Origin of the sequence: Limnobacter parvus (genome assembly GCF_024623725.1) — a bacterium.
In the GTDB taxonomy this organism is placed as follows: Bacteria; Pseudomonadota; Gammaproteobacteria; order Burkholderiales; family Burkholderiaceae_B; genus Limnobacter; species Limnobacter parvus.
The window spans coordinates 578,775-603,620 of sequence record NZ_JANKHG010000017.1 but is presented as its reverse complement, the minus strand read 5'-3'; the positions used below and the strand labels follow the sequence as shown (position 1 = coordinate 603,620).

Sequence of the window (24,846 nt, the reverse complement as noted above, 5' to 3'; positions counted from 1 at the left end):
CCTGAAAAATTCAGATTTATATTGGAGAATGGTTTTGAATAGTTTGAAAAAAATGTTGATCGGTGGTGTGCTGTCAGTGGCAATTGTTTTGCCGATGTTGAGCCATGCGCAAGCAGCAAACAAGATCGGATTCGTCAATACCGAGCGGATTTTGCGCGATTCGAAGTTCGCTGTAGAGTCGCAGAAGAAGCTGGAGCGCGACTTTTCCAAGCGTCAAAAAGAACTGGAAGATTTGGCGACCAAGGTGAAAACCGAAGCCACAAAACTGGATAAAGACGCAATCACGTTGCCAGAAGCGGAGAAGGTTCGCCGCCAGCGTGACTTGGCCGAAATGGACCGTGACTTTCAGCGCAAGCGCCGTGAGTTTGAGGAAGACTTGGCACAGCGCAAGAATCAGGTGGTTGGCGAACTTGTAGAACGCGCTAACCGCATTATTCGCCAAATCGCTGAAAAGGAAAACTATGACATCATTTTCCAGGAAGCTGTGTATGCCAACAAGCGCATCGACATCACTGACCAAGTGCTTACCAGCTTGGACAGCGCGAAGTAAAGCGAGTCAATGAATTTTATTGAAACGAAGCTGGGCGATTTGGTCGCCGAATTTGGTGGACGCCTGGCTTCCTTCAACGCTAAAAATGCTCTCACGGATCAAACAGCCTACGCAAATTCCCTTTTGTTAAAAGGCATTCAAGCCCTGGGAAAAGCAGAGTCATGTCATCTTGCTTTTCTAACCAACCCGAAATTTCGTGATCAGTTGCTTTTGACCAAGGCAGGCGTAGTGCTGATCCGCGAAACGCAGTATGGTGAGGTTTGCGAGTATCTGGAAAACAATTCAAGTGAAGCGGTTGAAACCATTGCCTGGTTGGTCAACGATCCCTATTTGTATTACGCGAAAATTCAGCAATGGTGGGTTGCCAAAAGCGAATTCAAACCTGCACCTGGCATACACCCACGTGCAGTGGTTGATCCCACTGCTGAAATAGCCTTAACAGCCAGTGTTTCCGCCAACTGCGTGATTGGTGCACATGCAAAGATAGGCGCGGGTAGCCGAATAGAAGCGGGTGTGGTATTGGGTAACCATGTTGAAGTCGGTTCTGACAGCCGAATATATCCGAATGTGACTGTGTACGATGAATGCTTGATTGGCTCAAACTGCATCATTCATTCAGGTGTGGTTATTGGTGCAGACGGTTTCGGCTTTGCCAACGAGAAAGGTACCTGGATAAAAATTCCCCAAGTGGGCAAAGTTGTAATCGCTGACCATGTTGAAATTGGTGCCAACACCACAATTGACCGCGGCGCTTTGGATGACACTCTGATTGGATTTGGCGTGAAACTGGATAACCAAATTCAGATCGCTCACAATGTGACGGTGGGTGAGCATTCAGCCATGGCTGGTTGCGTGGGCGTTGCAGGCAGCACGAGCATTGGCGCACGTTGCACGGTCGGCGGTGCTGCCATGGTGTTTGGTCACCTGAATATTACGGACGGTACACATGTTTCAGGTGCGTCTGTGGTGATGAGCAGCATTAAGGAGCCAGGTGCCTACACCGGCATTTTCCCTTTACAAGGCCACAAGGATTGGGAGAAAACTGCGGTTACTCTCAAACAATTGCTTAAGTTACGCGGTGAAGTGCGTGAATTGAGAAATAAGTTGAAAAAACAATAAACCTAAATTTACATCAATGTGAACTCAGAAGCTATGAATACGCCAGTTATGGACATCAAAGGCATTTTGGAAAATTTGCCGCATCGTTATCCCTTTGTACTCGTTGATCGGGTGCTTGAGCTTGAACCCAATGTTCGAATTCTTGCCCAGAAAAACGTCAGCTACAACGAGCCTTTTTTCCCCGGTCATTTTCCAATTCACCCGGTAATGCCCGGCGTGCTGATTATGGAAGCTTTGGCCCAGGCAGCGGGTTTGCTTTCATTCAAGTCCATGGAAGCATCGCCCAACAAAAATTTGGTGTACTACTTTGTGGGCATTGATGATTGCCGATTCAAGCGCCCAGTGGTGCCAGGCGACGTTTTGATGCTGGATGTTCGAGTTGAACGTGTGTCACGCGGCATCTGGAAATATGCTGCCAAAGCGCTGGTTGATGGCAATGTGGTTGCCTTGGCCAATTTAATGTGTACCGCCCGCGAAGTTTAAGGAATACGCTCAAATGCCAATTCATGCGTCTGCAATCATTGACCCCAAGGCAGAACTGGACAGCACAGTTGAAGTAGGGCCGTTTTCAGTGATTGGTCCCAATGTAAAAATCGGCGCGCGCACCAAAATTGGTCCGCACATGGTGATCAGCGGCTGCACCACCATTGGTGAAGACAATGTTTTTCATGGCAGCGCAACTATTGGTGGCGACCCGCAAGACAAAAAATACAAAGGCGAACTCACGGAGCTGATTATCGGTGACCGGAATACCGTTCGTGAATACTGCACCTTTAACACCGGCACAGTTCAAGACGGTGGCAAAACCACCATGGCCAACGACAACTGGATTATGGCGTATGTGCACATTGCGCACGATTGCCACATCGGTAGCCACACCATTATTGCCAACAGTGTGCAACTGGCAGGCCATGTTGTGATTGGCGACTGGGTTATTTTGGGCGGTATGAGCGGTGTGCACCAATTCATTCGGATTGGTGACCACGCCATGACCGCCTTTCAAACCAAGTTGATGCAAGATGTACCGCCATTTGTCATGGCTGCGGGATACCCTGCGGTGCCTGCAGGCATTAACTCGGAAGGCTTGAAGCGCCGGGGGTTTTCACCTGATACGATTTTGAATATCAAGCGTGCTTACAAGGCCATTTACAGGCAAGGCCTAAGCGTTGCTGAGGCCAAAGATGCAATAGGCACCTTGAAAGATGCTGCGCCTGATGATGCAAAAGCACATTTGGAATACATGAAGGTGTTTTTGGACGAAGCCACCCGCGGCATTGTTCGCTAAGGCATGACAAAGTACCCCTCATCTTCACCTTCAGCCCAGGTTGATTTGGCCATTGCTGTGGGTGAGGCATCTGGCGACTGGATTGGTGCGCTCGCCATTGAACACCTGATTCAAAACCAGCCGCTGCAAATGGAAGGCATTGCCGGGCCCAAACTACGAGAACTGGGCGTTAATCCCTTGCATGGTTCGGAGGAACTTTCGGTCCGTGGCTATGTTGAAGTAATTCGCCACTTGCCGCGTTTGCTAAAAATGCGCAAAAACCTGATTGAACACTGGTCAACAGTGCGTCGACCAAAAGTGTTCGTGGGGGTAGACGCGCCCGATTTTACTTTGAACCTTGAGTTGGCCCTGCGCGAAAGCGGCGTGCCCACCGTGCACCTGGTTTGCCCGTCGATTTGGGCTTGGCGCATGGAACGCATTCACAAAATAAAAGCAGCTTGCAGCCATGTGCTTTGCATTTTCCCGTTCGAACCTGAAATTTTGGCCAAAGAAGGCATTTCCGCCACTTACATTGGTCACCCTATGGCAGCCCTGGTGCCAGAAATAATTGATCAGAACGCTCACCGCGCCAAACTGAATCTTCAAAATGAAGGGCAATTGCTGGCTGTACTGCCAGGTAGCCGCGGGGCAGAAGTGAAACACATTGGACCAGCCTTTCTGCACGCCGCCGTTGAGTTACTGAAACACAAACCAAACCTACGTTTTGTAACCCCCATGCCACCTGCCAGTGAACTGTTGGCTCTGTTTAAAGCCATGATTCCCCTTGAGCTGCTTGATCGCTGGACTTTGGTCGAGGGCAAATCGCATGAATGCATGGCTGCCGCAGACGCGGTAATGCTGGCCAGCGGTACCGCCACTTTGGAGGCGATGATGTACCGCAAACCCATGGTGATTGCCTACAAAATGCCTTGGCTGAGCTACCAGATGATGAAAGGCAAGGGCTACATGCCCTATGTGGGCTTGCCCAATATTTTGCTGAATGAATTTGCAGTGCCAGAACTGCTACAAGATGAGGCCACACCACAAGCACTGGCCAAGGCTGCACTGTTTCAACTCGACAACGACGCCAACCGCCAGCGGCTGGAAAACCTATTTGCCGAACAGCACCAGCGTTTACTAAAACCATCTGGCGAAATTGCTGGCAGCGTTATTCAGCAGGTGATTAATGGCTAAGTTTCAGGAATGGTCCGAACTTCAGGCCTTTGCAGCAGCGCACAGTTTGGTCATCATTGGGGTAGATGAGGCAGGGCGTGGCCCGCTGTGCGGCCCGGTTGTGGCCGGCGCCGCTTTGCTTGACTCTCCAAACCCCATCGAAGGCTTGGCCTGCTCCAAAACACTAACACCCAAAAAGCGCGAACTGTTGGCAGCTCGCATTCAGGAATTGGCACCGGCTTGGGCTGTGGCGCATGGCACAGTTGAAGAAATTGATCGCGTAAACATTCTTCAGGCCAGTTTGCTCGCCATGTGGCGTGCCGTCGATGCGGTGGTTCAACAGGCGGGGCTAAAACCTGAGCAATGCCTGATCGCAGTCGATGGCAACAAGCTGCCCAAGTGGCCCTACAAAGCAGTTGCGGTGGTAAAGGGCGACACAAAAATACCGGCAATTTCAGCGGGATCGATTTTGGCCAAGGTAGCCCGCGATGAATGGTGCAAAACCCACGCTCAGCAATATCCGGAATATGAATTCGATGTGCACATGGGCTACCCGACCGCTCGCCACATGGCCTTATTGATGCAATATGGTGCAACGCAAGTACATCGAAAGTCCTTTCGACCGGTGCGCGAGGCACTGGAACGCGAGCAACAAGGCCTGCCTTTTTAAAAGAACCCATGAGTTACGAGCGCAATTTCACCACCATTGAGTCGACCCAGAATGAGCGACTGAAATCGGCCATCAAGCTGCTTTCTTCAAACAATGCATTGCGGCAAAGCGGCCTGGCGGCCGCTGAAGGCTTACACCTGGCCGAAATCTTGTTGCACCTGCCCGGCGTGAATATTGAATCCGTCTGGATACCGCAGAGCCTTTTGAACAAGCCTGAATGGCTGACCATGTCGGCGCTTAGCGATGTGCTGGAAAATGGGGAAGTGCGATGCTTGGTGTTGGCCGATTCCTTGTATGCCAAATTGAGCAAACTGAAAAGCCCCACTGGGCCGATGATATTTTTTGAGCCCGTGAATGCCAGTGCAGCAATTGATTTAAATAAAGAAGTGGCCTTGCTTGATGGGATTCAAGACCCCGGCAATGTGGGCACATTGCTGCGAAACTGCGTGGCAGCGGGTGTTTATCAAGTGGCCGTAAGTGATCACAGCGCATGGGTGTGGAGCGACAAGGTGCTGCGTGCCGGCATGGGGGCTCAGTTCAGCCTGCAACTGTTTTCAGAAAGTGAATTGCTTGCAGCCTTAACAGCCCAACAAGGCAAAATTTCAATTCGGGTCACCAGCCTGCACCCGAAAAGTGTGGATCTGTTTGAAGCTGACCTGAAACCGGCAGGTGTTTGGGTTTTTGGCAGCGAAGGGCAGGGCGTTAGCCAGCCTTGGCTGGACCGCGCCACGCAGCACATTCGCATTCCGCAAAGCACACTAATCGAAAGCCTGAATGTGGGCAGCAGCAGCGCAGTGTGTTTGTTTGAACAATTCAGGCAACGGCGGTAAAATCAAATACACTGTACAATTAAACAGTGGTATTTTGAAGTTGCCTGCATGCACCTGCACCTTGTTTGGTTAAAAAAAGACATTCGTTTAAGCGACCATGCGCCCCTGCACATGGCCGTTGAAGCCGCACGCGCACAAGGTGGTCGTGTGGCCTTGCTGTATTGCCTTGAACCCAAACTGATCAAACAGCCTGACAGCGCCCCCCAGCATTTTGAATTTGCCCGCGAATGTCTGGAAGCATTGGCGAGTCAGCTTCCCGAGCATGTGCCATTGTTTCTCGCCAAAGCGAATGCCTTGGTCGCATTTCAAACATTGGCTCTATCAGGCGTTGATCAGCTCTCGCTCTACAGCCATGAAGAAACTGGTAATTGGGCCAGTTTTCAACGCGACAGGGAAATAAAGGCCTGGTGCAAAAACAAGCAAGTCAAATGGCATGAATTCGCAAACAATGCGGTAGTGCGTCGCTTAAAAAACCGCGATGAGTGGGGCAAGCTTTGGCTTGAAACCATGCGCAAGCCCGTATTGCCTGTGCCTGTGTTCGATGACTTGCCGCAGGCTATGCAGTTTGATTTTCCACAAGCCCTGCACACCCAGTTACAGGAAAATGGCTTGCCCTGCGTGCCCTTGAACCACTCACCATGGCCTACGTGGGGGAAAGTTGATCATTTTTACCCCAAGCATTTCACCGACAAAGCGCATCGTCAACACGGTGGAAGACCCCAGGCAGAAGCGTGTTTGAAAGCGTTTTTGAATGAACGCGGCATGAACTACCGGTTCGAGATGTCCAGCCCCTTAAGCGCCGAATCGGCTTGTTCTCGAATCTCGCCTTATTTGGCCTTTGGTGTGGTGTCGATTCGTGAAATTCTAGACATGCTGGGCCAAGCGCGTGAGCAATTGACGCAAAGCAACTTGCCTGCGAAATCACAAACACAGTGGCGGCAATCGCTGAAATCGTTTGAAAGCCGCTTGCATTGGCATTGCCACTTTATTCAAAAAATGGAAAGCGAGCCCGAGCTTGAACACCGTTCTGCCCACCGTGGTTTGAACGGCATGCGCAATTTCGGTGAGCTAACTGCGCAAGAGCAAAGCAGGGCAGAAGCCTGGATTGAAGGGCGCACCGGTTTCCCGATGGTTGATGCTTGCATGCGCATGCTTCGCGCAACCGGTTGGGTGAATTTCCGCATGCGGGCCATGCTGGTGGCCTTTGCTTCTTATCAGCTGTGGCTGGATTGGCGGCACACTGCGCCCATGCTGGCGCGAGAATTTCTGGATTATGAGCCGGGCATTCATTACCCCCAGTTTCAAATGCAGTCGGGTGTTACCGGCATCAATACCTTGCGAATTTACAACCCGGTAAAACAGGCCAAAGATCATGATCCTGATGGCGTGTTTATTCGCCGCTGGATACCTGAATTAAAGAACATTCCGAATGAGTGGATCGGCGAACCCTGGAACACCCCCTTGCTACTGCAACAGGAATGCGGCTGCACAATCGGCGAGGATTACCCATGGCCCGTGGTGAACCCGGACACTGCAATCGCACAAGCACGCGCCAACATTACCGAGTTTAGACAACGCAAAGGATTTGTTGAGGAATCCAAACGCGTTTATGAAAAACACGGCTCCAGAAATCCGAATCGAAACGGAACTCTGAAACGCAAGCGAAGCAATGTGAAGCAAAAAGACGGCGCGGTTGAAGCCGAGGCGCCAGATAACGCACAGCAAAGCCTTTTTTAAATCGGCTTAGTATATTGGTGAACCCAAGTTCAACTGCTGCAAAATGGTAGTTGAAATTTCTTCAATCGATTTACTGGTTGAGCTTAACCAACTGATGCCCTCGCGGCGCATCATGAATTCAGCAGCCTTGATTTCCTGCCTGCAGTTTTCCAGCGAAGCGTACTTGCTGCCCGGTCTGCGTTCATTTCGAATTTCGCTTAACCGTTCTGGCGAAATCGAAAGCCCGAAAATTTTGTCTTTGAAGGGCGGCAGGGCCGCTGGCAATTCACCACGTTCAAAGTCTTCAGGAATGAGGGGGTAGTTAGCAGCTTTCACACCATATTGCATGGCAAGGTACAGGCTGGTGGGTGTTTTTCCAGATCGTGAGACCCCCACCAAAATGACGTCAGCCGCCTGCAAATCTTTGTGGGTTTGACCATCGTCGTGCGCCAGCGTGTAGTTAATTGCCTCAATCCGGTTTTTGTATTGCTCATCGTTTGCAATGGTGTGCGACCGGCCAATTCGATGGGTGCTCTTGATGTTCAATTCTTTTTCAAGCGGCTCTACAAACGTCAAAAACAAATCCATGAATACCCCATCGGCTTGCTTCACGACATCGTTGATCATGGCGTTTACCAGCGTGCTAAACACCAATGGTTTCTGACCATCGTATTTTGCAAGGTCATTAATTTTTTGCCTGGCAGATATTGCCTTCACTTCGGAATCGATGAAAGGGATGCGGATTTGTTTGAACCGAATTCCTTCAAACTGCGACAACACAGAATGGCCAAGAGTTTCAGCGGTAATGCCTGTGCCGTCTGACACAAAAACGACGGTGCGTTCCTGGCTTGCATTTTCTGACATGGATCAATCCTGTGTGTATCGGTGGCAAAAGGTCGGGTAACAGTTACAATCATAAAAAGAAATCAGGGGAAATAGTGAATGTGCGTGCAAGCAAATCGCCGCATTCACTATTTCTTTTGAACTACAAGGTGAACCAATGTCAACAAATCAAGGAGTTAGCCCCACAGCTCTCGTTGCACCATTCGAAAAACTTCGAATGGAAGATGTAGAAACAGTCGGCGGCAAAAACTCGTCTTTGGGCGAGATGATTTCCCAGCTTGCTGAAACGGGTGTTCGAGTGCCCGGCGGCTTTGCCACCACAGCGCACGCGTTTCGCGAATTCCTGAAAGCCAATAACCTGGTTGAACGTATTAATAGCAAGCTAGATGCCTTGAACGTCGAGGATGTGCGTGCGTTGACCCAGGCCGGAGCTGAAATTCGCCAATGGGTGATTGATGCACCACTGCCAGCTGACCTTGAGAAAGAGATACGCGAGTACTACGCCGCCATGATGGCGCAAAGTGGTGGCGATATTTCTGTGGCGGTGCGCTCGTCGGCAACCGCCGAAGACTTGCCGGATGCCTCCTTTGCAGGCCAGCAAGAATCTTTTCTGAACGTGACTGGCATTGACGATGTTCTGGAAAAAATCAAGGAAGTATTTGCTTCGCTGTACAACGACCGTGCCATTTCCTACCGCGTGCACAAGGGCTTTGCCCATGCCGATGTCGCTTTGAGTGCGGGCATTCAACGCATGGTACGTTCTGACAAAGCCTCTTCAGGCGTTATGTTCACCATGGACACGGAAAGCGGATTTGATCAGGTTGTATTCATAACGTCGAGTTACGGTTTGGGTGAAACCGTCGTGCAGGGTGCAGTAAACCCGGACGAGTTTTATGTATTCAAGCCCACTCTGGCCCAGGGCAAGTACCCGATTATTCGTCGCCAAATCGGTTCCAAATTGATCAAGATGGAATTTGATTTGCAAAAGGAAAGTGGCAAAAGCGTGCGCACAGTTGATGTGCCAGCCGAGCAGCGCAACCGCTATTCATTGACCGATGAAGATGTAATCGAGCTGGCGAAGTACGCCATGATCATCGAAAAGCATTACGGCCGCGCCATGGACATCGAGTGGGGCAAAGACGGGATCGACGGCAAGCTGTACATTTTGCAAGCACGCCCGGAAACAGTGAACTCACAGAAAGACAACGATGTGCAGTTGCGCTACAAGCTAAAGGGCAACTCGGCAATTTTAAGTTCAGGCCGCGCAATTGGCCAAAAGATTGGTGCGGGTTCGGTGCGTATCATCAACGACTCCGCTGAAATGGACCGCGTTCAGGCAGGTGACATTCTGGTGACCGACATGACCGACCCCAACTGGGAACCGGTCATGAAACGCGCCTCCGCAATTGTGACAAACCGGGGCGGACGCACATGCCATGCAGCAATTATTGCTCGTGAACTTGGTATTCCGGCTGTGGTGGGCTGTGGCGATGCCACTGAAAAATTGAAAGAGGGCATGCTGGTCACGGTCAGCTGTTCTGAAGGCGACACGGGTTACATTTACGATGGCCTGCTGGAAACCGAGATCAGCGAAGTAAAACGTGGCGCGCTGCCGGAAATCCCGGTGAAAATCATGATGAACGTGGGTAACCCACAATTGGCGTTTGAATTTTGCCAGCTTCCAAACAAGGGTGTAGGTTTGGCACGCCTGGAATTCATTATTAACAATGCGATTGGTATTCACCCCAAAGCAATCCTTGATTATCCCAATGTAGATGCTGATTTGAAAAAAGCGGTGGAAAGCGTGGCCCGTGGCCATGCCAGCCCAGTGGCTTTTTTCGTGGACAAGTTGGCTGAAGGCGTCGCAACCATTGCAGCAGCGTTTTACCCCAAGCCTGTGATTGTTCGCATGTCGGATTTCAAATCGAACGAGTACCGCAAGCTGATTGGCGGTAGCCGGTACGAGCCGGAAGAAGAAAACCCAATGCTTGGCTTCCGAGGCGCAGCCCGCTACATTTCGGAAGAGTTTTCAGAATGCTTCGAAATGGAGTGCCTTGCCTTGAAGCGGGTTCGTGAACAAATGGGCCTAGACAATGTCCAAATTATGATTCCATTTGTAAGAACACTAAACCAGGCAGCCAAGGTGGTCGATTTGCTAGGCCGAAATGGTTTGAAGCGCGGTGAGAATGGACTGAAAGTCATCATGATGTGTGAGGTGCCATCCAATGCAGTGCTGGCAGATCAATTCCTTGAGTACTTTGATGGTTTTTCGATCGGTTCAAACGACTTGACCCAACTTACTTTGGGGCTGGACCGCGATTCCGGTCTCGAGTTATTGGCTGCTGATTTCGATGAACGCGACCCAGCTGTGCGTGCCTTGTTAAGCAAAGCCATTGAGGCCTGTAAAGCGAAGGGAAAGTACGTGGGCATTTGCGGGCAGGGGCCATCAGACCACCCCGACTTTGCATTGTGGCTGGCAGGCGAAGGAATTGAATCTATTTCCTTGAACCCCGACACTGTAATTGACACCTGGCAAAAACTGGCAGACAAGTTCAAGAAAAACTGACACTTCGCACAAGGAGCAACACCATTGAGCAATTTTTCACTGTGGCTGGTATTGGCGGGAATTTTATTGATTGCCGAGATCACCACGGGCACGTTTTATTTGCTCATGGTGTCGCTGGGGGCGTCTGTCGGCGCGCTAATGGCCTACCTTGGATACGGTCTTGAAATTCAAATAGGCGCGGCAGCTGTATTTGCAGTGGCTGGCAGCCTTCTTCTTCGCAACCGGTCGGTAAAGCGAAGCAAAAACGACAAGCAGAACGATTTACTCGACATTGGCAACAAACTTGAAATTGCCCATTGGAATGCAAACGGGCTTGCCAGTGTTCAATACCGCGGTGCCACTTGGGCCGCTGAAAGCACCGACACACAGCCTGTAACTGGCTTGCATCAAATTGTGGATGTTCAGGGCAATGTTCTGAAAGTGAAAAGCATTTCCACACACGCTTAAACGGTACAGCCTTCTACCAAGGCTGGCCAATCGAAGGAGAAATTCATGGAAGTATCAATTGTTATATTGATTCTGGCGATCGTATTTGTCAGTCAGGCATTGCGCATTGTTCCCCAACAAAGTGCTTGGGTAGTTGAGCGTTTGGGCAAGTACGATCGAACCTTGCAAGCTGGCCTGAATTTTTTGGTGCCATTTATTGAAAGGGTTTCATACAAACATTCTCTGAAGGAAATTCCGCTGGATGTACCCAGCCAGGTGTGTATCACCAAAGACAACACTCAGTTGCAAGTGGATGGTATTTTGTATTTTCAGGTGACCGACGCCATGAGGGCCAGTTATGGGTCCAGCGACTACATCAGCGCGATTACCCAATTGGCCCAGACCACCTTGCGTTCAATTATCGGCCGCATGGAACTGGACAAGACCTTTGAAGAACGCGACCTGATCAACGCTGCAATTGTTCAAGCGCTTGATGAAGCCGCACTGAACTGGGGAGTCAAGGTATTACGCTATGAAATCAAAGACTTGACTCCGCCTCGTGAGATTTTACTGTCAATGCAGGCTCAAATTACGGCCGAACGTGAAAAGCGAGCGCTGATCGCTGCCTCTGAAGGACGCAAGCAGGAACAAATCAACATTGCCAATGGCGAGCGGGAATCCTCGATTGCGCGTTCTGAAGGCGACCGGATCGCCGCGATTAATCGTGCACAAGGTGAAGCTGGTGCGATTAAAGAAATCGCAGAAGCCACGGCAGATGCTTTGCGTAAAATTGCAGCAGCTGTTGCCGAGCCAGGCGGCATGGAAGCGGTTAACCTGAAAGTCGCCGAGCAGTACATTGAAGCGTTCTCGGGTGTAGCCAAGGTGGGCAATACGCTGATTCTGCCTGGTGATTTGTCGAACATGGGATCGATGGTTGCTGCAGCCATGCAGGTGGTGAAGCAAGGGAAATGAGATTAGATTTGACAAGTGAGAGGCGAGTTTTGCTATTGGCTTTGCATTGCGTACATCATTTCGCCTTGATCAAGTCGAATTCCCCATTTTAGATTCTGGCTCAGGGAATGCGAAACGCCAAAGCGTCTTCGCATCGACCTTGCAGGTCGCCCTTCGCTGCGAATCAAACCGGGCGACTTGATCCTGAATCGGCAAAATGATGCAACGCTGCTGCAAACCCCCACAATCTGCAGCATCTTGCAAGCTGAACCCGATGTGACTTCGCAATCACCAGCAAAATTCAGGTTCGGTGAATCTTCATCAACCGTTCCTGCTCTCGTTTCCAGTCTTTGTCTTTCAGCGTGTCGCGCTTGTCATGTTGCTTCTTGCCCTTGGCCAGCGCCATGTCGACTTTTACCCGGCCATTTTTGAAATGCATGTTCAATGGCACCAGCGAGTAACCCTTTTGCTCCACCTTACCGATCAAGCGGTTGATTTCTTTTTTGTGCATTAACAACTTGCGAGTGCGGGTGTTCACTGGGTTCACATGTGTCGACGCGCTGGTCAACGGTGAAATGTGGCAATTCAAAAGCCACAATTCCCCATTGCGAACCACAATGTGACTTTCCTTGATTTGCACGCGGCCATCGCGAATTGATTTGACTTCCCAGCCTTCCAATGCAATTCCTGCTTCGTACTTCTCTTCAATGAAGTAATCAAAACCTGCTTTTTTGTTGTCAATAATGCTCATGAATTCGGCGAATATGTCCTTTGGATGCGGCGCTGCGTGAAAAACGCTAAAATAGAGAGTTTAATCCTTTCTCCTCAGTGGGAAACACACCAAGCACCGTTCATGGCCATTGTAGAGAAGTCTGTACTTGTTCATTTTTCAACGCGTCAAATGTTCGATTTGGTGCGCAATGTGGTCGACTACCCCAAATTTTTGCCATGGTGTGGTGCTGGCAGCATTGAGCCTCAAGAAAACAATCTTGAGAAAGCCACCGTTGAAATTGCATTCAAGGGCGTAAAACAAAGTTTCTGCACCATGAATCGACTCCTGCCACATCAAGAAATTCACGTTACGTTGATTGAAGGTCCGTTCACACTTCTAGAAGGAACCTGGCACTTTCTCGAGCTGACCCAAGACGCCTGCAAGGTTCATTTCAAACTGGAGTATGAGTTTTCCAGCAAAATTCTTGAACAATTGGTTGGCCCGGTTTTCACAAGTTTGGCCAACAGCTTTGTCGACTCATTCATCCAACGCGCTGAAACTCTCCACAACTCCGGGGCAGGCCAGTGATCCGCATCCAATGGCTTGAATTAAAGCCTGAAACCGGCGGCACTCTGACTGACCCACCCAAACTACTCGAAATCCCTGTGGGCAGCACCGTGGTGCAAGCTTTGAAGGCAATTGGAGTGGCTGATGAGCGAATATGCCAATTGCTTGAGCAGCGGGCGGTGGCGGTTTTTGGACTGTACGCCACAGAAAATACCGTGCTACACCCCGACGATCGGCTTGAAATACTAGACGAGCTGAATTTCGACCCGATGGAAAGCCGGCGACGCCGGGCCCAACACAAAGTATTGACGAAGCGGCAGAAAGAACTGGCCCGGTTTGAACGCCGAAGTCGAAAGCAAGCCAAAACCAAGACCTAAATCTGAAATTCCCGGTTTTTCTGTTTGCAAATCAAATCAGCCAGGCTGGGTATCCTTTATAATTCGCTTTTGCGCAAGGAGAAATTGCATGCGTGTCACGCAGAAAGCGTTAACGTTTGATGATGTATTGCTGGTTCCTGCGTTTTCAGACGTTCTTCCCAAAGACACATCGTTGTCAACCCAACTGACAAGAAACATCAGCCTGAACATTCCGTTGGTGTCCGCTGCCATGGACACGGTAACAGAAGCAAGACTGGCCATTGCAATGGCACAGGAAGGTGGTATCGGCATTGTCCACAAGAACTTGACTGCAACGCAACAAGCGGCCGAAGTGGCTAAAGTAAAACGCCACGAATCTGGCGTGCTTCGCGATCCTATTACAATTGAGCCTGAACTCACGGTTCGGCAGGTTATCGCGCTGACCCAGCAACACAAAATTTCCGGTTTGCCTGTTGTTAAGCACGGCAAGGTGGTGGGCATCGTTACCAACCGGGATTTACGGTTTGAAACCAATCTGGATCAGCCGGTATCCAACGTGATGACCCCGCGCGAAAGGTTGGTCACAGTGAGCGAAGAAGACAGCCTGGAACAGGCCAAAGCACTGATGCACAAACATCGCCTGGAACGAGTTTTGGTGATGGACGCTGACAATAGCCTCAAGGGACTGATAACAGTCAAAGACATTCAAAAAGCCACCGAGCACCCCTGGGCCAGCAAAGACATACACGGAAAATTGCGCGTGGGCGCGGCCGTGGGTGTGGGCGACGGCACCGAAGAACGGGTAGAAAAGCTTGTCGCTGCCGGTGTCGATGTGCTGGTTGTTGACACTGCGCATGGGCACAGCAAGGGCGTCCTGGATCGTGTACGCTGGGTAAAACAAAACTTCCCGCAAGTGGATGTAATCGGCGGCAATATTGCAACAGCAGGTGCAGCATTGGCTTTGATGGAACATGGTGCGGACGGCGTGAAAGTGGGAATTGGCCCCGGGTCTATTTGCACCACCCGAATTGTGGCTGGTGTCGGCGTACCACAAATCAGCGCGATTGCAAATGTGGCCAAAGCCCTGCAAGGCACGGGTGTGCCCGTGATCGCCGATGGCGGCATTCGCTATTCTGGTGACATTTCCAAGGCATTGGCAGCTGGTGCAAGTTGCGCAATGATGGGTGGCATGTTTGCGGGCACCGAAGAAGCTCCGGGCGAGGTCGTGTTGTTTCAGGGTCGCAGTTATAAAGCGTACCGGGGAATGGGTTCCTTGGGTGCAATGACCCAAGGGTCTGCAGACCGGTACTTCCAGGACCCGGCCAACAATGCAGACAAACTGGTGCCTGAGGGGATTGAGGGCCGCGTTCCTTACAAGGGTTCGGTGTTGTCTATCATTTTCCAATTGGTGGGCGGTGTCCGTTCATCAATGGGATATGTGGGTTGCCGTTCTATTGCAGAAATGCACGAGAAAGCCGAGTTTGTTGAAATTTCATCCGCCGGTATTCGAGAATCGCATGTGCATGATGTACAAATAACCAAAGAAGCTCCGAATTATCACGTGGACTAACTATTCACTACCGAAAGGCCAATATGCAGAAACCCGACATACCTTACAACGAAGAAGAACGAACACGCGCAATTCAAAACCTGGGAATGATTTACTCCCCATCGGAAGCACGGTTCGATCGAATCACTCGTTTGGTGTGTCGGCACTTCGACATCGACACGGCTTTGGTCACCATTGTTTACAAGGAAATTCAATGGTTTAAATCGCTTCAAGGCTTGAATGCCTGCTCAACGGATAGGGAAGTGTCTTTCTGCGGCCATGCCATTTTGACTGATGAACCGCTGATTGTTGAAAACGCATTGTTGGACCCAAGGTTTATGGACAACCCCTTGGTGGTTGACAGCCCACGCATTCGCTTCTACGCAGGGCAACCGATCAAAGATGCATTTGGCATTCCCTTGGGCACGCTTTGCCTAATAGACAGCGTGCCCCGCGCATTTTCAGCAGAGGACAAACGTGACCTGCGCGACTTCGCCCGCCTGGTTGAAGCCGAGGTCGCAAAGCCAGTTGAAGACACCGTAGTCTCTCGATTTATCCAGAAATTATCTGAAAATCAACGGTCGCTGCTGATTGACCCAATTGTGGGCTCATGGAATAGGCGAGGGTTTGAGGCCTTGCTCGACAAGGAAATGGAGAATGCGGCACGGTTGGGCGAAGAACTATCACTGATCCATGTCAAGTTAAGTTCTTTTGACGTAATCATGAGCCGTTTTGGCCATGACCGGGTCGTCGATTTCAGCAAGTTCACAGCATCTATCATCCGCGATATATTGCCCAATGGATCAAGCGTTGGATCTTTAGGGGCAGATGCATTTGTGGCGGTTTGTTCCGGCATGAAAGTATCAGAGGTGGTTCGTCTAATCGAAGAGTTGAAAGTGCGCTTTGCGGAAACCACACTTGAAACCCACGGTGTTAAAGCCTTGGTTGACGTGGAAATTCGTTTTCTGACCTTAAACGGCGACGGCCTGAAACGAACCGCCGTGGCCGCTGTGGATCAACTCCTGAGTCTGGATTGATCAATTTGCCGCTGCTCTCACAATCAAAAACTTTTTAGAAATTCGAAGAAAACTTTCATGAATCATCAAAAAATATTGGTACTCGATTTCGGGTCACAGGTTACTCAGCTAATTGCCCGACGAGTTCGTGAAAGCGGTGTTTTCTGCGAAATTTTGCCTTGCGATGCTGATCCACAGCGAATACAGGAATATGGCGCTTCGGGCATTATTCTTTCAGGCAGCCATCAGTCTGCTTACGAAGAAACCACCGACAAAGCGCCCCAGTTGGTGTTTGAGTTGGGCGTGCCGGTGTTGGGCATTTGCTATGGCATGCAGACCATGGCCATGCAGCTGGGTGGCAAAGTAGAAGCCGGTACAGTACGCGAATTTGGCCACGCGCAAATTCGTGCCCACGGTCACACCAAGCTGTTTGATGGCATTCAGGATGAAACCAATGAGCAGGGCCATGGGCTGCTGAATGTGTGGATGAGCCACGGTGACAAAGTCACCGAATTGCCACCCAACTTCAAATTGATGGCTTCAACGACGTCATGCCCAATTGCAGGCATGGCCGATGAGACGCGCAATTTTTACGCCGTGCAGTTTCACCCCGAAGTAACCCACACCAAAAAGGGCAAAGAAATTTTGGCCCGCTTCGTCCGAGACATTTGTGGCTGCAAGGGCGATTGGTCCATGCCCAGCTTTGTCGACGAAGCCGTGGAACGCATTCGCGCCCAGGTGGGTAGCGACGAAGTAATTCTGGGATTGTCTGGCGGGGTGGACTCGTCTGTAGCCGCAGCCCTGATTCACAAAGCCATTGGCGACCAACTGACCTGCGTGTTTGTAGACCATGGTTTGCTGCGCTTTAAAGAGGGCGAACAGGTCATGGAGACTTTCGCCAAGCATTTGGGTGTGCGTGTGGTGCATGTCAACGCCACCGAAGAATTCATGGGGCAACTGAAAGGCGTGACCGACCCCGAAGCCAAGAGAAAAATTATTGGCAAGGCTTTTGTGGACGTGTTCCAGCGCGAAGCGGAAGTTCGGGCCAACGCCAAATGGCTGGCTCAAGGTACGATTTATCCCGATGTAATTGAATCGGCCGGTGCAAAAACAGGCAAAGCCACCAGCATCAAAAGCCACCACAATGTAGGCGGACTTCCAGACACACTAAACCTGAAACTGCTCGAACCCCTGCGCGATTTGTTCAAGGACGAAGTGCGCAAGCTGGGCGTAGAACTTGGACTTGACCCTGAAATGGTGTATCGCCACCCGTTCCCAGGCCCGGGCCTTGGCGTTCGAATTTTAGGCGAAGTGAAAGCAGAATACGCTGAAATTTTACAGCGTGCCGACGCCGTTTTTATCGAAGAATTGCGCAATACCAAAGCCACGTCCAAAGACGCCGCGGCTGAATTGTGCTCTGAGGAACAAATTGGTAAATCCTGGTATGACCTGACCAGTCAAGCCTTCGCAGTATTCCTGCCTGTGAAATCAGTGGGTGTTATGGGCGATGGCCGTACTTATGAATACGTGGTGGCTATACGCGCCGTACAAACCCAGGATTTCATGACAGCGCATTGGGCGCATCTGCCGTATTTATTGCTGGGGCGAGTTTCCAACCGCATTATCAACGAAGTGCGGGGCGTGAACCGGGTAGTGTATGACGTGTCTGGGAAACCACCGGCCACAATAGAGTGGGAGTAGGAAATAGGGGACGCGTCCTCCAAGTAGAAGAAACATCACCATAACAATTTCCACGCTGGCGGACCGTTGCGAATCTGCAGATTGAATTGTTTATTGACATAGCGCGTAAAGCACTCACAGCATGGACTACAGACGAGAGATAGACGGACTTAGAGCGCTTGCTGTTCTCCCGGTCATATTGTTCCACGCTGGTTTTGAAACCTTTAGTGGGGGCTTTGTCGGAGTAGACGTATTTTTTGTAATCAGTGGTTATTTGATTACAACCATCATCATTACTGAGCTTGACGCGAATAGATTTTCGCTCGTTAATTTTTATGAGCGACGAGCACGACGAATTTTGCCGGTCATGTTTCTTGTCATGCTCGTCTGCATACCTTTTGCATGGATCATTTTGCCGGCGGCGGAGCTGACAAACTTCTCAAAAAGCCTTGCGGCAGTGCCTCTATTTGTTTCAAATTTTTTCTTTTGGGGAGCTGGAGGATATTTTGAAACAGCAGCCGAACTAAAGCCACTGTTGCACACTTGGAGTTTGGCTGTAGAAGAGCAATATTACGTTCTATTTCCATTGTTTCTAATGTTCTTTTGGCGGCGTGGAAAGCGCAGGTTACTAACACTGCTCGGCGTCTTCTTTATTGCGAGCCTCGCTTTAGCTCAATGGGGTGTGTATGCAAAACCTACGGCTGCTTTCTTTTTATTGCTTACGCGGGGATGGGAACTATTAATCGGTGCGTTTGCGGCTTTCTACTTGTCAAATATGGATGACAAGACACCCAATCACAATTTTCATGAAATTGCTGGATCGTTTGGTCTGCTACTGATTTTTTACTCTGTATTTTTTTATAACAAAGCCACGTCATTTCCCGGATTCTATGCACTTGTTCCAACGATTGGCACACTACTAATCATTGTATTTGCGCGGCAAGGAACAATTGTCGCAAACCTGATTGGCAATAAAATATTCGTGGGAATCGGATTAGTCAGCTACAGCGCATATCTTTGGCATCAACCAGTCTTTGCTTTTGTGCGATATGTAAACCCACAAGTTGATTACATCTTCCGATTACTTCTAATTTTATTTGTATTTTTTCTATCATATTTTAGTTGGAAGTATGTGGAAAATCTGTTTCGCTCAAAATTATACTTAGATCGAAAATCAATCTTTATTTTTTCTTCGTTAACAGGTGGATTATTTGTATTATTTGGATTATTCACCGCAAAAATTGACTTTCGGCCAGAAGATACTATGGCGAAAGAACTGTCGCGTAGCCCGGCGATTTTTTTCTCTAATTCCGACGAAAGAAAATTCATCAAAGCTCGAATAAAGTATGAGACAGAAAATCCGCATACGATCGTCATTGGTTCATCCAGAGTCATGCAGATCGGAAGTGAGTTTACGAAAAGTCGAACACTTAATTTGTCGGTCAGTGGTGCATCAATTGAAGATATAGTCGCTATTTGGGAAATGTCATCGGATAAGTTCAACCCCACTACATTTCTTATTGGTGCAGATCCGTGGATTTTCAATTCCAATTCCGGGCAAGACAGGTGGAAGACGCTTGGGTCTGAATACAACAAGGCTTTGGTCGATTTGAATATGAAAGCTGAAAATCAGCCTGATACGGAAAAAGAGACGCTGTTGTTTAATGAGAAAATTGTAAATCTATACAATTCGATTAACATAAGTGATATTAGATCATCGGACGATTCTCCGTCATTGATAGACAAAGTAAGAAAAGATGGCAGTCGGGTTTATAACACTCTGTACGCGAACAAGTCTCAAGTAGAAGTTGAAAGGGGTGCATTGAGTTTTTTAAATTACGGGATGTCAAATTACATTTATTCAGACGAGGCGAAAATTACACTTGATGCATTAATTAAAAAAATTGCATCTCATCAACAGGTAGTATTGGTACTAACCCCATATCATCCAATACTTTATAAGCAGATGAAGAACGAGAATCAGCCATTTTTATTGATTGAGGAAATCTTTAAGAAAATCTCGAGCAATCATGGGATAAAAATTATTGGTTCATATAATCCTGAAACAGTTGGCTGTACATCAGAAGAATTTTTCGATGGCATGCACCCCAAAGACAGCTGTATTGAGAAAATCTTACTACAGTTACATTGATTCTATGCTGTTATATGATCTGCAAATATATTGTATTTATAATTAAATATTTTGTTTTTGAAAATCGATAAACCGCCCAAACGCCGAGTCAAATGTTGGCATAATATTAGAGCGACAACTCTGCAATATGCTGTTTACAGGCCTACAAGCAATCCAGCCTGCTTCTGCGGGTGCTGCACGCCTGACTAGCTCCTTTTGCTGACCACAGGCATTCGCAAGTTCAAATGCGAATTCGTACCAACTAATTGAACCTAGATTGGAGAGATGCCAAATACCTTTTTCGCCATCTATTAAGAGATCAATCGAGTGATTGACCAAATCAGGAATATAGGTGGGCGAAACAGCAACGCTATCCACTGCGTCGACCGCTTTGCCAGTCCTCAAACGTGCAAGCGTTTGAGTTGCGAAGTTATGGGGGTCAAAAGCGCAAAAAAATGCACTTGTACGAATAATCAATGCATCGGAGTGTCTTGCCAAAACCAACTGCTCTGCACCCGCTTTACTTTTCCCATACACATTCAATGGGGCGACTTCATCAGTTTCGAGATAGGCCCCCGCCTTGGTTCCATCAAATACCAGATCGCTTGAGAATGTCAGCATGGGAATGCCAAGCTGCGCGCAGGTCTCTGCAAGTTGCATGGGGCCAATGCAGTTGTCGCGCCAGCAACGTTCTATCTCAAACTCGGCCAGGTCCACATCCACACAGCCGGCGGCGTTGATCACCGCCCAGGGTTTTAAATCGGCAAGCACCCGCTCAACTGCATTGGGGTCCGAAATATCCAGAATTTCACGGCTTAGCAAGTGATGTGGAAGGGCACGTTGGGTGCAGGCACGAGCAAGCGCGCGACCAAGCGTGCCTTTTGCACCGATGATGAGTAACGCGCGCGGTTTGTTTGGGTAGCCAATCGGGCACACAGATGTAGCGATCGGTTCTGATCCAACGCATTTGATCGGTGCATAGCTCAACCGGTCGGCGCGGTGCCACCAGCCGGGCGAGTCGAGCACAGGGTGATCACACAATCCACCGTTATGAAGGTCGTGCAGTAGTTTAACCATGGCAGTAGCACGCGGTTGTCCAGCACGAATATCGAATATGCCGGGCTCGTAATACCCCCCCAAGCGCGTCAATATGCTGTTCCAGTCGGTTGCGCCAAGCAGCGACCAGGCAGTGATTGCACGTATGTCCACTCCTTCCGCTTGAAGTCGCAAGGCTGCGCGCCACATTTCTGCAAACCAGCGCATTTGCTCATCGCGCGTGCAACCGTTGTGAACTTCAGTGACCGCAAGCGGCAATTGGTAACGTTGCCACGCCTGCTGTAAAAGTGTGTGGGGGCCAAACCCACCATCGGCAAGCACCCGTTGCGCTTCGACATCGGCATAGCGCTGGCGGCCGTTGCCCCCCCAGGAGCTGTCCTGATATTTCTGCAGGTTCTCGTCTAGAAAACGCTCGCTGGTCAGGTAATGATTGACACCAATCACACTGGGCGAGCAGGGCGCAACGAGCCAACTTTCAAGTTCATGCTGCCCAATACCGTGGCCTAGAACATATTCCCACAGCGGGTGTTCGCGATTTACTCGACCACACAGTACGTCCCATGACAGCCAGCGCCGCTGGTTTTCGAAATCAGCCTGATAGGCAAGTTCAGGTGTTGACCAGGTATAACCCAAATCGTCAGTTTGAATCAGCGTGGCTGCGGGGTTGACAGCGCGAATCGCAGCCATGCTCAACCTGATTCCATCAAGCTGATTGAACAGCATGCGCAGAAACAGTTTTGCATCTTGCCCATGCGGATACCAATGGCCATACAAACCGCTGAAACGGGCAGTGGTAAGCGGCTCATTCACGGGGGTGTAGGCTGTTGCCCATGGATAACGTTCGGCCACGCGACCGGCAAAATCCGCGAGCTTTTGAGCAAACCGGTCGTCGGAAAGGCTGGTATAACGGGGCCCACTTCCGTGGTGAACCAACGTTAAAATCGGCTCGATTCCCAGTTCACGCAAGCGCCCCAAGCGGGCATCTGTCCATGACCAATCGCACAGGTCTGGGTGCTCGGGTGCTATGCGTTCCCAAAGCACTGGGTAACGCAGTGCTTTTAACCCAAGGCCCGCAAACAGATCCAAATCAGTAATTCGATTGTGGTGCCCAGTGGTGTGAAGTTGATCGACGTAGCGATCGCCAATTCGGGCGACGGTACATTCCACACCGCCCCACAGGTCAAGCGACAATGGATTGCTTGGTGCGTTCATCCTGAGCCAGGCTTCCATCGAGTTCGCTTAACTGGCTATAAAGCGCCAAGGACTGCGCCACAACCTGGTCCATGTTGTAGTAACGGTAGGTGGCCAGTCGTCCAGCGAACCAAACCCCGGGAGTTTTTGCGGCAAGCGTTTCATACTTTTTGTAAAGAACGGCATTCTCGGGGTTGGGCACTGGGTAATAAGGGTCCCCTTCGTCACAAGGCGTTTCATATGAAATACTGGTTTGGTCGTGCGTTTGACCAGTCAAGTATTTGTATTCTGTAATGCGGGTGTAGGGCACATCAGTCGACGGATAATTCACAACCGCCGTTGGCTGAAATTGTGGCCTGTCAAGAGTGACATGCCGGAATGACAATGAACGGTAGGGCAGGCGGCCGAAGCGATAATCAAAAAACTCATCAACTGGGCCGGTATAAATTAGCCGGTCATGCCGGAAACTTTTCACAATTTCGCGGTAATCGGTGTTCACCATGACCTTGATGTTCGGGTGGTCCAACATGTTTTCAAATAGGCGGGTGTAGCCACATTTTGGCATGGCCTGGTAAGTGTCGCCAAAGTAGCGATCGTCGGTGTTTGTGCGTGTTGGAATTCGCGCCGTTACTGATTTATCGAGCTTTGAAGGATCTACCCCCCATTGCTTGCGGGTGTAACCCTCAAAGAACTTTTCGTAAAGGTCGCGGCCCACCGCTGCAAGCACCACGTCTTTGGCTGTGCGAATTGTTTCGGGCTCTTCAGCGCGTTGTGCGAGGAAGACTTGCATTCCCTCAGACGACAGGTTCAGCTTGTAAAGCGTATTGATGGTGGTCAAGTTGATCGGGATCGGCAACAACTTGCTGTTGATATTGGCAAGAACCCGATGTTCATAAGGACGCCAGGTAGTAAAGCGCGACAGGTATTTCCAAATGCGCTCGGCGTTGGTGTGGAAAATATGCGGCCCGTAGCGATGCACCAGTATTCCGGCGTCGTTGTAGTAATCGTACGCGTTGCCACCAATGTGCGGCCGACGATCAACCAGTAACACACGCTTTCCCGACCCCGCTGCCAATCGCTCTGCCAGCACCGCGCCAGCAAAACCTGCACCAACAATCAAATAATCAAATGGCTTCGCCGCAAGGTTAAACAGTTTTGATGCAGGTGCAAGAACAGGTGCTGTGGCTTCTTCGTCGAGGGTATCGGCTACGCATTTCATCATTCGCTCGCAGGTGGTGTCCCAAGACAATTTGGCAAGCGTTGAATCAACACGACTTAGCCAGTCATTGCTTTCCTTGCTGTCGATAATTTGGTTGATTTCCTTGGCAAAACCAGCTGCATCAGCCGCAATGGCAACAAGGTCTTTTCTTCCGTAATCGTTGACCACGTCAACAATTGGCGTTGACACAACAGGCCGCCCAGCAGCCAGATATTCCGGTGTTTTCGTGGGGCTGATAAAGCGTGTTGCATCGTTGATTGCGAACGGCATGATCGCCACATCCCAACTGGATATATAAGCCGGTAACTCACCGTAAGTTTTGCTGCCCAAGTAATGAATATTTGCGGCCTTGGGCAGGGTTTCCAGGGAAATTTTGACCACTGGGCCGACCAAAACAATGTGCCAGTCCGGGCGAAGTGCTGCCAGTTTCGCAATCAGATCAACGTCCATGCGCTCGTCGATCACGCCATAAAAACCAAGACGTGGGTGTGGAATTTCCGCTTGGTCAGCAGGTTCGGTCAACTTCTGGCGAGCAGCACCAAAATGCTTTGTGTCAACGCTGCTTGGGAATGCGTGTGTATTTTCATGCAGCTTTTTCTTGGCTTTGAAAAGGCTGTGCCCACCGGCGAAGACTACTTTTGTACGCGCCATCAGTTGTTTTTCTGAACTGCGCAAACGCTCGCAAGGGGCGCCCAGAAACCCGGTCAGTTCATCCATGCAGTCGTACACGGTAGCTGCTGGCGCAAGGTGATCGGAAAATGTCAAGCTAAGCGGTGTGTAATACCACAACAGCGCGCGGTTAATGCTGTGCTGTGCAAGCAAGGAATCGAGCAGCACGCGCTGTGCGTCAACTGTATCAGATTCCGACAAACCTGGAGGTAACTGCGGTGTGGCAATCGTTACCGCATCTTCTCGTCGAATTTCAAGATGAGGTAAGTGCGCGCCGTCACTGACCACAGGTTCCTCAAAAAAATAAACAGGAATCGCTTTGGAAAAACGGGTCATCAAATGTTGCGGGCGCTGGAATACAAAATCCCAGCGCAGGTGCGAGAAGCAGATAATGGCATCGAATGATTCCAGATGCTTGCTTAAGGAAACTAATGAAATATTGTTGGTCATGGCCAGATCACCTAATGAGTTCAAGGAACATTCGCCTTCAGTAATAGAGGCGAAACGGGACAATTTTTGAATGACAGCAGTAGTGGTAGTAATGAATGCGTCGGACCACCGGTACAACGCGTTAGTCAAGCTTAGGCCGGGC

General features: G+C 49.9%; 21 protein-coding genes. 17 read left to right on the top strand and 4 right to left on the bottom strand.

Going from position 1 to position 24,846, the window contains the following annotated elements; genetic code table 11:
* Window positions 1-28 precede the first annotated feature (28 nt).
* Genes NSP04_RS09965 through NSP04_RS09930 form a run of 8 tightly spaced genes read left to right on the top strand, consistent with a single transcriptional unit; the run spans window position 29 to window position 7,343 of the window.
* The gene (locus NSP04_RS09965; protein ID WP_257512178.1) at window positions 29-550 is read left to right on the top strand and encodes an OmpH/Skp family outer membrane protein; all 522 of its coding nucleotides are present in this window, start codon (window positions 29-31) and stop codon (window positions 548-550) included.
* 9 nt (window positions 551-559) lie between these two features.
* Window positions 560-1,669: a UDP-3-O-(3-hydroxymyristoyl)glucosamine N-acyltransferase gene (gene lpxD, locus NSP04_RS09960; RefSeq protein ID WP_257512177.1), complete on the top strand. Its 1,110-nt coding sequence runs from the start codon at window positions 560-562 to the stop codon at window positions 1,667-1,669.
* A gap of 33 nt (window positions 1,670-1,702) precedes the next feature.
* Complete coding sequence (fabZ, locus tag NSP04_RS09955; RefSeq protein ID WP_257512176.1) at window positions 1,703-2,152, top strand: 3-hydroxyacyl-ACP dehydratase FabZ; 450 nt, start codon at window positions 1,703-1,705, stop codon at window positions 2,150-2,152.
* Between the two features lie 13 nt (window positions 2,153-2,165).
* Entirely contained in the window at window positions 2,166-2,954 is a 789-nt protein-coding gene (lpxA, locus tag NSP04_RS09950) for an acyl-ACP--UDP-N-acetylglucosamine O-acyltransferase (RefSeq protein ID WP_257512175.1), read from the top strand.
* 3 nt (window positions 2,955-2,957) lie between these two features.
* Window positions 2,958-4,127, top strand: a complete 1,170-nt coding sequence (gene lpxB / locus NSP04_RS09945; RefSeq protein ID WP_257512174.1) for a lipid-A-disaccharide synthase — start codon at window positions 2,958-2,960, stop codon at window positions 4,125-4,127.
* A complete protein-coding gene (gene rnhB, locus NSP04_RS09940) occupies window positions 4,120-4,776 on the top strand; it encodes a ribonuclease HII (RefSeq protein WP_257512173.1) in 657 nt (218 codons plus the stop codon). The genes lpxB and rnhB overlap by 8 nt, the downstream gene beginning before the upstream one ends.
* An 8-nt stretch (window positions 4,777-4,784) precedes the next feature.
* Window positions 4,785-5,606 (top strand): TrmH family RNA methyltransferase, encoded by an 822-nt coding sequence (locus NSP04_RS09935; protein ID WP_257512172.1) that lies wholly within the window; start codon window positions 4,785-4,787, stop codon window positions 5,604-5,606.
* 48 nt (window positions 5,607-5,654) lie between these two features.
* Window positions 5,655-7,343 carry a cryptochrome/deoxyribodipyrimidine photo-lyase family protein gene (locus NSP04_RS09930; RefSeq protein ID WP_257512171.1) on the top strand — a complete coding sequence of 563 codons (1,689 nt, stop codon included), beginning with the start codon at window positions 5,655-5,657 and terminating at the stop codon, window positions 7,341-7,343.
* A 6-nt stretch (window positions 7,344-7,349) separates the two neighbouring features.
* Here the strand turns inward: NSP04_RS09930 and ppsR are convergent, their stop codons facing one another.
* A complete protein-coding gene (gene ppsR / locus NSP04_RS09925; RefSeq protein WP_257512170.1) occupies window positions 7,350-8,186 on the bottom strand; it encodes a posphoenolpyruvate synthetase regulatory kinase/phosphorylase PpsR in 837 nt (278 codons plus the stop codon).
* Between the two features lie 136 nt (window positions 8,187-8,322).
* On the opposite strand from ppsR, the gene ppsA reads away from it, so the two are divergent.
* The 3 genes from ppsA to NSP04_RS09910 are packed head-to-tail and all read left to right on the top strand — an operon-like array spanning window position 8,323 to window position 12,129.
* A complete protein-coding gene (gene ppsA / locus NSP04_RS09920; protein ID WP_257512169.1) occupies window positions 8,323-10,731 on the top strand; it encodes a phosphoenolpyruvate synthase in 2,409 nt (802 codons plus the stop codon).
* Window positions 10,732-10,755: 24 nt separating this feature from the next.
* Window positions 10,756-11,178 carry an NfeD family protein gene (locus NSP04_RS09915; RefSeq protein WP_257512168.1) on the top strand — a complete coding sequence of 141 codons (423 nt, stop codon included), beginning with the start codon at window positions 10,756-10,758 and terminating at the stop codon, window positions 11,176-11,178.
* Between the two features lie 45 nt (window positions 11,179-11,223).
* The gene (locus NSP04_RS09910; protein WP_257512167.1) at window positions 11,224-12,129 is read left to right on the top strand and encodes an SPFH domain-containing protein; all 906 of its coding nucleotides are present in this window, start codon (window positions 11,224-11,226) and stop codon (window positions 12,127-12,129) included.
* Window positions 12,130-12,409: 280 nt separating this feature from the next.
* Here NSP04_RS09910 and smpB read toward each other — a convergent pair whose 3' ends face one another.
* Window positions 12,410-12,859 carry an SsrA-binding protein SmpB gene (smpB, locus tag NSP04_RS09905; RefSeq protein ID WP_257512166.1) on the bottom strand — a complete coding sequence of 150 codons (450 nt, stop codon included), beginning with the start codon at window positions 12,857-12,859 and terminating at the stop codon, window positions 12,410-12,412.
* 102 nt (window positions 12,860-12,961) lie between these two features.
* On the opposite strand from smpB, the gene NSP04_RS09900 reads away from it, so the two are divergent.
* The 6 genes from NSP04_RS09900 (at window position 12,962) to NSP04_RS09875 (ending at window position 20,140) form a co-directional block, all read left to right on the top strand.
* Window positions 12,962-13,408: a type II toxin-antitoxin system RatA family toxin gene (locus NSP04_RS09900; protein WP_257512165.1), complete on the top strand. Its 447-nt coding sequence runs from the start codon at window positions 12,962-12,964 to the stop codon at window positions 13,406-13,408.
* Window positions 13,405-13,764 (top strand): RnfH family protein, encoded by a 360-nt coding sequence (locus NSP04_RS09895; protein WP_257512164.1) that lies wholly within the window; start codon window positions 13,405-13,407, stop codon window positions 13,762-13,764. The genes NSP04_RS09900 and NSP04_RS09895 overlap by 4 nt, the downstream gene beginning before the upstream one ends.
* Before the next feature lie 88 nt (window positions 13,765-13,852).
* A complete protein-coding gene (gene guaB / locus NSP04_RS09890) occupies window positions 13,853-15,313 on the top strand; it encodes an IMP dehydrogenase (RefSeq protein WP_257512163.1) in 1,461 nt (486 codons plus the stop codon).
* Between the two features lie 23 nt (window positions 15,314-15,336).
* Window positions 15,337-16,329, top strand: a complete 993-nt coding sequence (locus NSP04_RS09885; RefSeq protein ID WP_257512162.1) for a GGDEF domain-containing protein — start codon at window positions 15,337-15,339, stop codon at window positions 16,327-16,329.
* A 57-nt stretch (window positions 16,330-16,386) separates the two neighbouring features.
* Window positions 16,387-18,009 (top strand): glutamine-hydrolyzing GMP synthase, encoded by a 1,623-nt coding sequence (guaA, locus tag NSP04_RS09880; RefSeq protein ID WP_257512161.1) that lies wholly within the window; start codon window positions 16,387-16,389, stop codon window positions 18,007-18,009.
* Between the two features lie 121 nt (window positions 18,010-18,130).
* A complete protein-coding gene (locus NSP04_RS09875) occupies window positions 18,131-20,140 on the top strand; it encodes an acyltransferase family protein (RefSeq protein WP_257512160.1) in 2,010 nt (669 codons plus the stop codon).
* Between the two features lie 42 nt (window positions 20,141-20,182).
* Here NSP04_RS09875 and NSP04_RS09870 read toward each other — a convergent pair whose 3' ends face one another.
* Window positions 20,183-22,387: a family 1 glycosylhydrolase gene (locus tag NSP04_RS09870; RefSeq protein ID WP_257512159.1), complete on the bottom strand. Its 2,205-nt coding sequence runs from the start codon at window positions 22,385-22,387 to the stop codon at window positions 20,183-20,185.
* Window positions 22,356-24,704, bottom strand: coding sequence for a UDP-galactopyranose mutase (glf, locus tag NSP04_RS14965; RefSeq protein WP_306815308.1), 2,349 nt, complete (start codon window positions 24,702-24,704; stop codon window positions 22,356-22,358). Before glf ends, NSP04_RS09870 begins: the two co-directional genes overlap by 32 nt.
* Between the last annotated feature and the right edge of the window lie 142 nt (window positions 24,705-24,846).